The organism is Neisseria sp. SLRRB23 (assembly GCF_050896295.1).
Taxonomy (GTDB): Bacteria; Pseudomonadota; Gammaproteobacteria; order Burkholderiales; family Neisseriaceae; genus Neisseria.
Window position 1 is genome coordinate 17,821 of the sequence record NZ_JBPBFH010000026.1, and the last position, 13,303, is coordinate 31,123.

A 13,303-nucleotide genomic window follows, 5' to 3' on the forward strand; every position below is an offset into this window, starting at 1 on the left:
CTGAACGACAGAATGCGGTTTTCAGACGGCATTGCCCCATCCCAATATTGCCCGAACCCAACCAAAGCGTTTGCTATAATTTCATTTTTACCGTACCCGCACCAATCATGTTTCCCGATTTCTCCCAAACCCTCTCCAAAGACCGCCACTTCCTGCAATCCGCCTTCAAAAATCCCAACAAATACGGCGGTTTGTCCAAAGTCGAAGAAAAATACCGGAAATCGCACGAAATCTTTTTGAAGCGTTTGGCAGCATTGCCCAAACCCGAGTTCGACAACACCTTGCCTGTTCACGAAAAACTCGACGAAATTAAAAAAGCGATTGCCGAAAATCAGGTAACGATTATTTGCGGCGAAACCGGTTCGGGCAAAACCACGCAGTTGCCCAAGATTTGTTTGGAACTAGGACGCGGGGCGGCGGGTTTGATCGGACATACCCAGCCGCGCCGCCTTGCCGCGCGTTCCGTAGCGGAGCGGATTGCCGAAGAGCTGAAATCCGAAATCGGCAGCGCGGTGGGCTATAAGGTGCGTTTTACCGACCACACCTCGCGCGATGCCTGCGTCAAGCTGATGACCGACGGCATCCTGCTGGCGGAAACGCAGACCGACCGTTATCTCGCCACCTACGACACGATTATCATTGACGAAGCGCACGAACGCAGCCTGAACATCGACTTCCTCTTGGGCTATTTGAAACAACTGCTGCCGCGCCGCCCCGATTTAAAAGTCATCATCACCTCGGCAACGATAGACGCGGAACGCTTCTCCCGACACTTCAACGGCGCGCCCGTGTTGGAAGTGAGCGGGCGTACCTACCCCGTCGAAATCCTCTACCGCCCGCTGACCGGCGAAGACGAAGACGACGCGGAAATAGAATTGACCGACGCAATTGTCGATGCCGCCGACGAATTGGCACGCTACGGCGAAGGCGATATCTTGGTATTCCTGCCGGGCGAACGCGAAATCCGCGAAGCCGCCGAAGCCCTGCGCAAATCCACGCTGCGCCGCAACGACGAAATCCTGCCCCTGTTCGCACGCCTGTCGCACGCCGAGCAGCACAAAATCTTCCACCCCTCAGGCGCGAAACGCCGCATCGTGCTGGCAACCAACGTCGCCGAAACCTCGCTCACCGTGCCGGGCATCAAATACGTCATCGACACCGGCCTCGCACGCGTCAAACGCTATTCCGCACGGGCAAAGGTGGAGCAGCTTCATGTCGAAAAAATCTCTCAAGCCGCCGCCCGCCAACGCTCCGGCCGCTGCGGTCGCGTCTCTGCAGGCGTATGTATCCGACTGTTTTCAGAAGAAGATTTCAATAGCCGCCCCGAATTCACCGACCCCGAAATCGTCCGCAGCAACCTCGCCGCCGTCATCCTGCGCATGGCATCGCTGAACTTGGGTGATGTGGCAGCATTCCCATTTTTAGAAATGCCCGATTCGCGGTATATCAATGACGGTTTTCAGGTGTTGCTGGAATTGGGGGCAGTAGAGGCCGTCTGAAAACAAGTAGGATATACACTTCTACCTGACAAAGACTAACAAACGATAAAACTACGGCACATCTAGATGCCCAACCTACAACATTGCACACGGTAAAAACATGAAACACTTACTCATCGATTTTGAAAACGTCCAGCCGCAAAACTTAGACAAATTACCAACCGAAAATACCCATATTTGGCTATTTATAGGTGTATTACACAAAATGTTACCTATTAGTCTGGTGCAATCCCTACTACGTTTCGGCGAACGTGTCCATCTTGTCCAGTTACAAAAAACGGGGAAAAACGCATTGGATTTTTACCTGTCCTATTACCTCGGACAAATTACCGCCACAGACCCCAATGCCCAAATCGGCATACTCTCGCGTGATGGAGGATACGATGTTCTGGTCGAACATATTTTGAAAAACCACCAGGCGAAGGGTATCGTGCGCCTAGCCAATATAGATGAAGTACAACATCAGAAAATTACTACCGAACCGCCGTCAGCATTGCTGGAAAACACTCCTCAGCCTGAAACCACCCTCAAACCACAGCAACCATTAACTTCCTATTTCCAAGCAGCCCTAACTGCACTGCGCCGCCCCGACGCTTTCCGCCCCTGCCGCCTGCATAACCTGCGACAAAATCTGCGTAAGCATATTTTGAGTGATTTGTTTAAAGAAAAAGCCGATGAAGAATGCGAAATAACCACTGCTAACGTTATCAATAAACTCAAAGCACAAAACTTCATCAGCATTGATGAACAGGAAACCGTTTCCTACCATCTCAGTGATAATGATTTGTTACAAAGAATCCAACGCCATATTTTAAGCCAACGTCCCAAAACCTACGCTGATTTTCAAGCCGTCGTGCAAAACCGAGCAGATGCACTTCACTTAACAGTCGGTACCAACGACATTCAATCCTTTGCGCGACATTTGCGCGACCAAAACCTGATCCGCCAAAACAATGGGGAAATTGAATATGCACCGTTTACTGAACCTAAACCACAGCCAACGCCCAAGCAGCCTAAAAAAACCGCATGGGAACCTGATGAAATTATTTGGAAAAAAGTGATTGCCGCGTTATCGTTAAAGAACCGTCCTAATAAAACCAAAACTTTACGCAAAACAATCCAGGCACTCACAAAATCCAATGCACAAGAAACTGACAAACTGCTACAACATTTACAAGATACCCAAGTCCTACGTATTGACGGTACTAAAATTGTGTATATCAAGTAGGATGGGCATTTATGCCTGACCTACAAAACCAAAAACAACCTACCACCCTTAATCAACTCCACAAACCCTTTTCAGACAACCTCGTTTTTTGAAAAACAATCTGTAAACAGATAGCTGCTGAAGAATACCGTTGCCGAGCCCCAAAACCCGTCCTGCAACTTTTATTGTGAACTTCCCATTATGAAAAAATCCCTTTTCGTTCTCTTTCTGTATTCGTCCCTACTTACTGCCAGCGAAATTGCTTATCGCTTTGTATTCGGAATTGAAACCTTACCGGCTGCAAAAATGGCAGAAACGTTTGCGCTGACATTTGTGATTGCTGCGCTGTATCTGTTTGCGCGTTATAAGGCAACGCGTTTGTTGATTGCGGTGTTTTTTGCGTTCAGCATTATTGCCAACAATGTGCATTACGCGGTTTATCAAAGCTGGATAACGGGCATTAATTATTGGCTGATGCTGAAAGAGATTACCGAAGTTGGCGGCGCGGGCGCGTCGATGCTGGATAAGTTGTGGCTGCCTGCGTTGTGGGGCGTGTTGGAAGTCATGTTGTTTTGCAGCCTTGCCAAGTTCCGCCGTAAGACGCATTTTTCTGCCGATATACTGTTTGCCTTCCTAATGCTGATGATTTTTGTGCGTTCGTTCGACACGAAACAAGAGCACGGTATTTCGCCCAAACCGACATACAGCCGCATCAAAGCCAATTATTTCAGCTTCGGTTATTTTGTCGGACGCGTATTGCCGTATCAGTTGTTTGATTTAAGCAAGATCCCTGTGTTCAAACAGCCTGCTCCAAGCAAAATCGGGCAAGGCAGTATTCAAAATATTGTCCTGATTATGGGCGAAAGCGAAAGCGCGGCGCATTTGAAATTGTTTGGTTACGGGCGCGAAACTTCGCCGTTTTTAACCCGGCTGTCGCAAGCCGATTTTAAGCCGATTGTGAAACAAAGTTATTCCGCAGGCTTTATGACGGCAGTATCCCTGCCCAGTTTCTTTAACGTCATACCGCAGGCCAACGGCTTGGAACAAATCAGCGGCGGCGATACCAATATGTTCCGCCTCGCCAAAGAGCAGGGCTATGAGACGTATTTTTACAGTGCTCAGGCTGAAAACCAAATGGCAATTTTGAACTTAATCGGTAAGAAATGGATAGACCATCTGATTCAGCCGACGCAGCTTGGCTATGGCAACGACGACAATATGCCCGATGAGAAGCTGCTGCCGTTGTTCGACAAAATCAATTTGCAGCAGGGCAAGCATTTTATCGTGTTGCACCAACGCGGTTCGCACGTCCCATACGGCGCATTGTTGCAGCCTCAAGATAAAGTATTCGGCGAAGCCAATATTGTGGATAAGTACGACAACACCATCCACAAAACCGACCAAATGATTCAAACCGTATTCGAGCAGCTGCAAAAGCAGCCTGACGGCAACTGGCTGTTTGCCTATACCTCTGATCATGGCCAGTATGTGCGCCAAGATACCTATAATCAAGGCACGGTGCAGCCCGACAGCTATCTCGTGCCGCTGGTTTTGTACAGCCCGAATAAGGCCGTGCAACAGGCTGCCAACCAGGCTTTTGCGCCTTGCGAGATTGCCTTCCATCAGCAGCTTTCAACGTTCCTGATTCACACGTTGGGCTACGATATGCCGGTTTCAGGTTGTCGCGAAGGCTCGGTAACGGGCAATCTGATTACAGGCGATGCAGGCAGCTTGAACATTCGCGACGGCAAGGCGGAATATGTTTATCCGCAATAAGCGGCGTGAAAACCAATAAAGACAAATTTAGATGATGTCGGGGAAGATGCCCGACTGACAAGACTATGCAAAATATGAAAAACCAAGTACGCGGATCAGGCATGGATGCCCGATCCAACCCAGCCAATGTTTCAGACGGCCTGCAAAACAGTTCGGGCCATATCGGTACCAACACGCACTACCGCCTGACCAAACTCGGCGAACAAATGGCGCGCCTGCCCATCGACCCGAAAATCGCGCGCATTTTGCTGGCGGCGAAGAAACACGACTGTATGGCGGAAATATTGGTGATCGCATCCGCGCTGTCGATTCAAGACCCACGCGAGCGGCCGTTGGAAGCGCGCGATGCCGCGGCTAAGGCGCATGAATGCTTTACCGACAAGCAATCCGACTTCCTTGCCTATCTGAATATTTGGGACAGTTTCCAGCGCGAGCGCGACAAGGGTTTGTCCAACAAGCAGCTGGTGCAGTGGTGCCGCCAATATTTCTTGTCGCACCTGCGTATGCGCGAATGGCGCGAGCTGCACCACCAGCTTGCCCAAACCGCGATTGAAATGGGTTTGACCACCAAGGAAGCTGCGTTTAGACAACCTCCTTCCCAAGAACAATTAAGGCCGTCTGAAAGCAAGGGCGACCAAGATTTGGCGGCAAAGCTCAAACAAAAACAACTGGATAAGAAGCAACACCGTGCCCAAATCCGCGCCGCCAAAGAAGCGGGCTACGAACAAATCCACCGCGCCCTGCTCACCGGCCTTATCGCCAACGTCGGCATGAAATCGCCCGACGGCAACGACTACACCGGCGCGCGCGGCAGCCGCTTCCACCTTTTCCCCGCCTCAGCCCTGTTCAAAGCCAAACCCAAATGGGTGATGGCGGCAGAATTGGTTGAAACCACGCGCCTTTACGCACGCGACGTCGCCGTTATCCAGCCCGAATGGATAGAGCAGGAAGCGCCGCACCTCGTCCGCTATCATTATTTCGAGCCGCACTGGGAGCAAAAACGTGGCGAAGTCGTCGCCAGCGAACGCGTGACGCTTTACGGCCTGACCGTATTGCCGCGCCGCCCCGTGTCTTACGGCAAAGTTGCGCCCGAAGAAGCGCGCGAAATCTTTATCCGCGGCGCATTGGTGGCGCAGGAAAGCAATCTTCAGACGGCCTTTTTTGCACACAATAAAAAGCTGATTAAAGAAATTACCGAACTCGAACACAAATCGCGCAAGCAAGACGTATTGGTTGATGACGAAGCCCTGTTTGCGTTTTATAACGAACGCCTGCCTAATTTTTATACGGCAGACGCGGTTTCAGGCAGCCTGCATCCTGCAAATCCGCAGCAAACCAACTTTTCCGCAACCGCAGCAAACCCTCTCCCTAACCCTCTCCCGCAGGAGAGGGAACAGAGTGCCGCAGCCTCAACAGTTTCAGACGACCTTCATCCTGCAAATCCGCAGCAAACTACCCCCTCCCCCGTGGGGGAGGGCTGGGGAGAGGGCAAAACAGTTGCCGCCCAAACCAATTTTTTCGCAATCTCAGCAAGCCCTCTCCCTACCCCTCTCCCGCAGGAGAGGGAACAGAGTGCCGCAGCTTCAACGGTTGCAGGCAGCCTGCACAACGTAGTGGATTCCAACGATGCGGACAAGCACGTGCGTGAACCGAGTTCACACACCCTACAAAATGTTTCAGACGACCCCAAACCCAAACTGCAACCTGCATCTCAAAAAGGCCGTCTGAAACCTTTGCCCCTTGCCGATATCCGCACCTTTGAAGCCTGGCTCAAAACCGCCGAGCGCGACAACCCGCGCCTGCTGTTCCTCAGCCGCGACGATTTGATGCAACACGCCGCCGCACACATTACCGAAGAGCAGTTCCCCAAATTCTGGCAAACCGCAGACGGCAAGTTCAAACTTTCCTACCGCTTCGAGCCACACCATCCGCTCGACGGGGTGACCATGACCGTGCCGCTGACCGTCCTCAACCGCCTGCACGCGCCGTCACTCGAATGGCTGGTGCCCGGTATGTTGCGCGAAAAAATCCAGCTGCTGATTAAAGCACTGCCGAAGCAAATCCGCCGCATTTGCGTGCCCGTACCCGATTTCATCACCAAATTTCTCGAAAGCAATCCCGACCGCCAAGCCGCCATCATTCCCCAGTTGGCGCACTTTATCGCCAAAGGCGCCGGCGATATGCGGATTCTCGAGCAAATCGACCAAGACGCATGGGCGGCGCAAGAATTGCCCGAACACTGCTATCTGAATCTGCGCATTATCGACGACGGCGGACAAGAGCTTGCCGGCGGCCGCAAACTGCACGAATTGCAACAACAACTCGGCCAAGCCGCCGCCGTTACCTTCCGCGACAACACCCAAGAATTTGAGCGTGACAACGTTACCGCATGGGACATCGGCACCTTGCCCGAATCCATCAAATTCGCACGCGGCAAACAACAGCTCACCGGCTATCTCGGCCTGCAAAGAGAAAAAGACGGCCGCATCGCCCTGCGCCTGTTTGACACTAACGAAGCCGCCGAACAGGCACACCGTCAAGGCGTAATCGAATTGATGAAGCTGCAATTAAAAGAGCAGGTAAAAGATCTGAACAAAGGCATCCAAGGCTTCACCCAAGCCGCCATGCTGCTCAAACACATCAATGCCGACACCCTGCGCGACGACCTAACCCAAGCCGTCTGCGACCGCGCCTTTATCGGCGAAGACGAGCTGCCGCGCAACGAAAAAGCCTTCAAAGAACAAATCAAACGCGCCCGCAGCCGCCTGCCCGCCGTCAAAGAAGCCCTCAGTCGTTACCTGCAGGAAACCGCCGCTGCCTACGCCGAACTCAACAGCAAACTCGGCAAGCATCCATTGACCCACCTCCTACGCCAACGCCTGCAAACCCTGCTCGCCACCGGCTTCGCCACCCGCACCCCGTGGGCACAATGGCCGCGCCTCCCCATCTACCTCAAAGCCATGACCCTGCGTCTCGAAAAATACAGCGGCAACCCCGCCCGCGACGCAGCCCGCGAAGCCGATATTCAAGAGCTGGAACAAATGTGGCAGGAAAAAACCGACGGCTTGGTAAAACAAGGATTGCCCGTTTCAGACGGCCTTGCAGGGTTTAAATGGATGATTGAAGAATTGAGAGTGTCGCTGTTTGCACAGGAATTGAAGACACCGTATCCGGTGTCGGTGAAGAGGTTGTTGAAGGAGTGGGAAACAATTAAATAGTATTTAAACTTTTATTTAATAATTTATGTTAAGATGAAGCTATATCTTTCATTTAAAGGGTTAGATTATGTTGGAAGGCGACTTAAACTTATTTAGACGTAAAACAGCTATGGTTTTACATGATATTGAAATAGGAATTGGTAATTTAGTTTTAGAAAAACAAGAGTTATTAGACAAAAATGATAGAGATCAATCTCAAACATTGATACCAACAAAAGACTTAGTTGAACAATCATATCTTGACGAATTGTTTCAATTGATTATACCTGTTGTAAAAGGAACCAATCTTGAATCTGATATTATTGATTTAAGAAATTTATTTATTCAGAACGAGATTTTTCATATTAGAAATGTTATTGCGCATCCTAATAGGTCATTTCACATAAATTATTGGTATAAAGTAGCGGCATTAGCAAGCGAACCTATTATTGATATTTTAGGTTTAACGCAAATTCAGAAAACCTTATTAGCTGCAGAAAGTAATAGCATAATTGACCCTCCTGATGAATGGTTACTTAATATCTTTAGTAAGTTACCCAATAATATACCTGATAGGTTTGAACACTCAATTACAGGGTTGATTGGGAGAAATGAAATTGTTTCTACATTACAAAAGTCATTAATTAACAAACTTGATCGACGTTCTTTAACTGTTTCTTTAGTTGCCCCTGGGGGAAGTGGTAAAACGGCAATCGTTTTAGAAACCTTAAGAAGAATTGTAGATGATTATTCTGCAAGAGTATTTTGATGCATGTGTTTATGTAACTTTGAAACAGGAAGAATTAACTGAAAATGGTATTAAAAAATTAGAAGCTGCACAATCTGTATTAGAGTTAGAAAAAGAAATTACAGAAATATTAAATGAGTTATTAGATACAGAATATGATAATTTTGCATTATTAAAAAACGGAGAAGAGCATAAAAAATTAATCTTATGTATTGATAATTTAGAAACGCTATTAATCGATAATAGTGGAGAATTCGATAATTTTTTGGCTGATATTCCTTTGACTTGGAAGGTGTTAATTACGAGTCGTATTTCAATTGATAATAGTAAGATTATTAGAATTAATGACTTGAAGAAACAGGATGCTGTACAACTTGCGCGTACATATTTAATTAAGAGAAATGGTGGGTTAAATGAACATAAAATTGAAGAAAATAAGCTTAAGAGAATAGCAGAAATGTGTTTTTTTAATCCATTGGCGATAAGATTAACTATAGATTTATACTTGAAAGGTGGTAGTATTGATTCTTCTATTCAGTGTGCTAATAAAGAGATTGCTCAGTTCTCCTTTAGAAACCTTATTGATGCATTGAGTGAGGATGCAATTAAAGTGTTAGAGTGCTTGTATATAAAACCAAATATTACAAGAGTTGACTTGCGAGATATTTTAGGTTTGTCAGAGGATGAAGTTGCTGAAAATATTCAACAACTTTCTAATACTAGTTTAATTATAAGAAAAACTAATGATGAAGCTGAAACTTATAAGCTTGGAGAGTCAATATCTAACTTATTGTTAGCCAACCCAAGAAATATTGAAATCCGTGGAAAAATTCAAAATGATATAGCTCAACGAGCACAAGCGATTGCTGTTCATGAGCAACAGCAAAGACGATTAGGTATAGAGAAAAATAACATTAATTATATTGATGATAAGTTACCGAGTGCTTTAAAAATATTGCTTTTGGATTTAAATAAAAAACTCAAATCAATGAGAAAAAAGCAAACTGGGCAATCACAACAAGCTACAGAGTTATTAGAAAGATTTCAACAAATAGAAAAGGACTTTATAAGTTTTTCTGCATATCATATAGGTTTTGGTAGACTATTAAATGAGTTGAAAGCCTTCCCGCGAGCAATTTCACGTTTTGAAAAAGCATTGGAGTTAGATCCTACATCGTTAGTTGCCAAATATTTTTTGGCTCTTTCATATTTTCTACAAAGAGATCCAAATAAAGCTGCTCAATTACTTGAAGAGCTATATAGTCATGATAACAAACCTGATGAATTAGAGGAGTTGATTACAGATTTTCTATTTAGATCTTTAATGTATTCTAATAATTTTGAAAAAACCTTAGAGCTAACTAAAGAATGGAAAGGCTCTAAATTTAGAGGAATCCAAGGTTCATATAGAGCTAGAGCAATTAAAGCAAGTGTGGAAAACATCTCAGATATTTCTGAAAGAGCTAATGGAATTTCTAGGGCAATTAAAACGTTGAGTGATGTTTTACGTACTGATGGGTATATAAAATGTGCATCTTTGCAGGTAAGGAATATTTGTAATGAAATTGCAATGTTGATGACTACAAAACCTGAATATAGCTCTCATAAAGATTCTGTAAGCTGGTTAGATTTTATTACACTCCATGTACCTGAAATTAAGGAATACTTATCTTATCCACATAGAGATTGCAACTTTTTAATTGATTTTATTGAGCGTATGCACAATAAAAGACAGAGAAATTTGTTTAAATCTGTTTATTGGAGTAATTTTCTTAGTGACTTTAAATCTGGAGAAAAAAAACAGTCGTTTTCGTCACAGCGTATGACAGATCAACATATTGAAGTAACTGTTGAGAAACAATTGAAAGATGGAGATAGATTACAAAAATTTATTTTTGCTCGTTCAAAAGATGGCACAAGATATTTCATTCACCTTAACGCATTAAAAAATGAAAATTTATCTACATGGAAAGAGTTACGGACTGGCTCAAAATTGGCAATTATTCCAGATTTGGAAAATATTAAAGAAGAAAAGGATATTGTTGCTAAAGAGGGTTTTATTTTATCAGTATAAAGTTGTTAGGGTGTATATCTACTCTTGATTGAACCAAACCAAAGGCCGTCTGAAAGTACTATCTACCTTTCAGACGGCCTTTTTATATTCATATCCCTATTTATTTTTCCAAACGCGCAATCAGTTCATCAGCCAAGTCGAGATAAGCCTGGGTGCCTTTGGCGTGGGCGTCGTAGGCGAGGGCGGAGAGGCCGTGGCTGGGGGCTTCGGCGAGGCGGATGTTGCGGGGGATGACGGTATCGAAGAGCAGGTTGCCGAAGTGTTGTTTGAGCTGTTCGCTGACCTCGACGACGAGGCGGCTGCGGCTGTCGTACATGGTGCGGACGATGCCGGTTACGTCGAGGTCGGGGTTGATGGCTTGGCGGATTTTGCGGACGGTGGCCACTAAGTCGGAGATGCCTTCGAGGGCGTAATATTCGCAAAGCATGGGGACGATAACGCCGTTGGCGGCGACTAGCAAGCCGTAGCCCACATCCAATCGCATGCGCGCCTTCGGGCACACAACACCCTACCTGTGAATTACAAAGAATCTTAAATTTATGCGTAGGGTGTGTGCAGTACGCATGCTCATGGTCTTTCCAAACTACTTCCCTTTCCAATCAAACTAAAGATCATCTGAATCAGTAAACTTCCCATATTTCAAAAACTTCTTGGAAGCCAACCATGCCCCGTATCCATCCGCTCCACCTGTTCCCGCCCCATATCGCCAAACGCGGCCTGTTGTGTCTTCAACAGGGCAAGGTTCGCGATGTCCGAAAAACTTCCGCCGGGCATTATCGGGCGGAGGTGTGCGGTTCGGAAAACTATTGGATATGGTTGAAGCTGGATAGTGATTTGTACATTAAAGACGGGGGCTGCGATTCCCTTATGTCTAAAAGTGCAAACATACCTTAAATTACTATATTGCATAGGAAAAATACAAACCTATAACGAATTGGAAACAAAATGCCGTCTGAAAATATCTTCAGACGGCATTATAAAATCTGTTTAACCTTTCAGATTAGTAATGTACACCCCGATACAATTTTTGCTACCATGCTCCATAAATCCACGGCTAAAGATATCCTTATTATGTCCTATGATTTATCGAAACGACTTGTAATCGGCTTAGCATCAAGTGCCCTATTCGACTTATCCGAATCGGATAATATATTTAGAACGGAAGGGGCAGAAACCTATAGGCAATATCAGAGGGAAAAACAAAACCATCCCCTAAAAGAAGGCGTTGCCTTTCCATTTATTAAGAAACTTCTGTCAATCAATGAAATAAACCCAAACGACCCACCGATTGAAGTTATTCTTTTATCTAGAAACGATCCAGATACCGGTTTGCGGGTCATGAATTCGATAGAAGCCTATGGGCTTGATATTACACGAGCCTTATTCCTTCAAGGTGGAGACCCGCATAGATACATTAAAACACTATCGATTGATTTATTCTTATCTGCAAATGAAGTTGATGTGAGACAAGCCATCACAGCGGGCTACCCTGCCGGACACGTTTTAGCATCTCATTTCGAAGATGGTTGTCTCAGTGATTCGGAATTAAGGATTGCGTTGGATTTTGATGGTGTTCTTATTGATGATTCGTCAGAAAAAATCTATGCAGATCAAGGAATACGGTCTTTCCAAGAATATGAATTGAAACATAGTAACAAAACACATAATTCAGGGCCATTAACGGGATTCCTAAAAAAATTATCAGAAATCCAAATACAGGAAAAAGACTTCTCCGTAACTAACAGGCAATACAAACCAAAATTACGTATTGCAATTATTACTGCTAGAAATGCCCCCTCCCACAAGCGTGTGATTAACACAATGCGCAGCTGGGGAATAACCGTAAATGAGGCCTTTTTTCTCGGCGGTATTGAAAAAAGAAAAATTCTTGAAGTACTCAAACCCCATATTTTCTTTGATGATCAAAAAATACATCTGGATTCTGCCACAGAAATCCTGCCTTCCGTCCATATCCCTTTCGGAATCAGGAACAAACATAATCTATAAAAAATACCGGCGTTATTGACAATATCTCCCACACTTGTAAACAACGCCGATAATTTTAAGCCTACTTAAATAATGTACAACCCTTATCATTACCTCTAAAATAATCTAATCCATCATCACAAGAACTGGCAGATCCTTCACAAACAAAAGTTACCAAATTCTCATTCATCTTAATAATACGAGGCTCTTTATTTTTATCTATAGCAACGGCCTTCAACATAAACTTACTGTCCAACGCACCTCTCGCAACCCCATTCAACCGAATACAAAAACCCTCAGCCTCTTGAATCGGTAACTTTGGCCACTTAGTAGATGTTTGCTTAAATGTCCCATTTTGTAGATAAAACTTTTCCATAAAATGTGCATTCTCTAATAAAGCCGAGCGTACCGCACTTATTCTAGCCTTTTCAATATAATTACGGTAGCTTGGATAAGTAATTAGAGCAAGTACAGACAATATCAAAACTACTGATATTAATTCAACCAGCGTAAACCCCCGATTATCAGTCATTACTTTACTTCCAATAAGAACAGATTATTCAACATATTTCTTTGAACAGACTTACTATCCCATTCAGCAGTATGCATGTTTCCCGCTCTACTTTTTAGCAGCCGGTATAGCCGGTTTGGCAGGGGCCTTAGCCGCAGGCGCGCCGACAGAAGCCTGGTCCTTCAGCTTCGCCAACACCGCAGGGCCGATACCCTTAACCTTCGTCAACTCGTCCACAGACTTGAACGCACCGTTTTGCGCACGGTATTCCACAATGGCCTTTGCCTTCGCCGGACCTATTCCCG

At 45.6% G+C, this 13,303-nt stretch carries 10 protein-coding genes and 1 pseudogene; 8 read left to right on the forward strand and 3 right to left on the reverse strand.

Going from position 1 to position 13,303, the window contains the following annotated elements; genetic code table 11:
- The first annotated feature begins 107 nt into the window (after positions 1-107).
- From hrpA to ACRPFF_RS08065, 6 genes are all read left to right on the forward strand, one after another.
- Positions 108-1,499: an ATP-dependent RNA helicase HrpA gene (gene hrpA / locus ACRPFF_RS08040; RefSeq protein WP_432674341.1), complete on the forward strand. Its 1,392-nt coding sequence runs from the start codon at positions 108-110 to the stop codon at positions 1,497-1,499.
- A 100-nt stretch (positions 1,500-1,599) separates the two neighbouring features.
- A complete protein-coding gene (locus tag ACRPFF_RS08045) occupies positions 1,600-2,727 on the forward strand; it encodes a PIN domain-containing protein (RefSeq protein WP_411712714.1) in 1,128 nt (375 codons plus the stop codon).
- Positions 2,728-2,904: 177 nt separating this feature from the next.
- Complete coding sequence (lpt3, locus tag ACRPFF_RS08050; protein WP_432674342.1) at positions 2,905-4,482, forward strand: lipooligosaccharide phosphoethanolamine transferase; 1,578 nt, start codon at positions 2,905-2,907, stop codon at positions 4,480-4,482.
- Positions 4,483-4,583: 101 nt separating this feature from the next.
- Positions 4,584-7,700: a DUF3418 domain-containing protein gene (locus tag ACRPFF_RS08055; protein WP_432674343.1), complete on the forward strand. Its 3,117-nt coding sequence runs from the start codon at positions 4,584-4,586 to the stop codon at positions 7,698-7,700.
- A gap of 67 nt (positions 7,701-7,767) precedes the next feature.
- Positions 7,768-8,448, forward strand: a complete 681-nt coding sequence (locus ACRPFF_RS08060; protein WP_432674338.1) for a hypothetical protein — start codon at positions 7,768-7,770, stop codon at positions 8,446-8,448.
- Complete coding sequence (locus tag ACRPFF_RS08065) at positions 8,423-10,501, forward strand: tetratricopeptide repeat protein (RefSeq protein WP_432674339.1); 2,079 nt, start codon at positions 8,423-8,425, stop codon at positions 10,499-10,501. Before ACRPFF_RS08060 ends, ACRPFF_RS08065 begins: the two co-directional genes overlap by 26 nt.
- A gap of 100 nt (positions 10,502-10,601) precedes the next feature.
- Here the strand turns inward: ACRPFF_RS08065 and ACRPFF_RS08070 are convergent.
- Positions 10,602-10,958: pseudogene (locus ACRPFF_RS08070) on the reverse strand (ParA family protein); the annotation flags it as partial.
- A 206-nt stretch (positions 10,959-11,164) separates the two neighbouring features.
- On the opposite strand from ACRPFF_RS08070, the gene ACRPFF_RS08075 reads away from it, so the two are divergent.
- Together ACRPFF_RS08075 and ACRPFF_RS08080 are read left to right on the forward strand one after the other, a co-directional pair.
- On the forward strand, positions 11,165-11,395 hold the full coding sequence (locus tag ACRPFF_RS08075; RefSeq protein WP_411712717.1) for a hypothetical protein: 231 nt from the start codon (positions 11,165-11,167) through the stop codon (positions 11,393-11,395).
- 51 nt (positions 11,396-11,446) lie between these two features.
- Positions 11,447-12,508 carry a 5'-nucleotidase gene (locus tag ACRPFF_RS08080; RefSeq protein WP_411712718.1) on the forward strand — a complete coding sequence of 354 codons (1,062 nt, stop codon included), beginning with the start codon at positions 11,447-11,449 and terminating at the stop codon, positions 12,506-12,508.
- Positions 12,509-12,569: 61 nt separating this feature from the next.
- Here ACRPFF_RS08080 and ACRPFF_RS08085 read toward each other — a convergent pair whose 3' ends face one another.
- Positions 12,570-13,019, reverse strand: coding sequence for a type IV pilin protein (locus ACRPFF_RS08085; protein WP_411712719.1), 450 nt, complete (start codon positions 13,017-13,019; stop codon positions 12,570-12,572).
- Positions 13,020-13,106: 87 nt separating this feature from the next.
- The coding region (locus tag ACRPFF_RS08090) for a helix-hairpin-helix domain-containing protein (RefSeq protein WP_432674340.1) at positions 13,107-13,303 on the reverse strand (197 nt) is incomplete at its 5' end.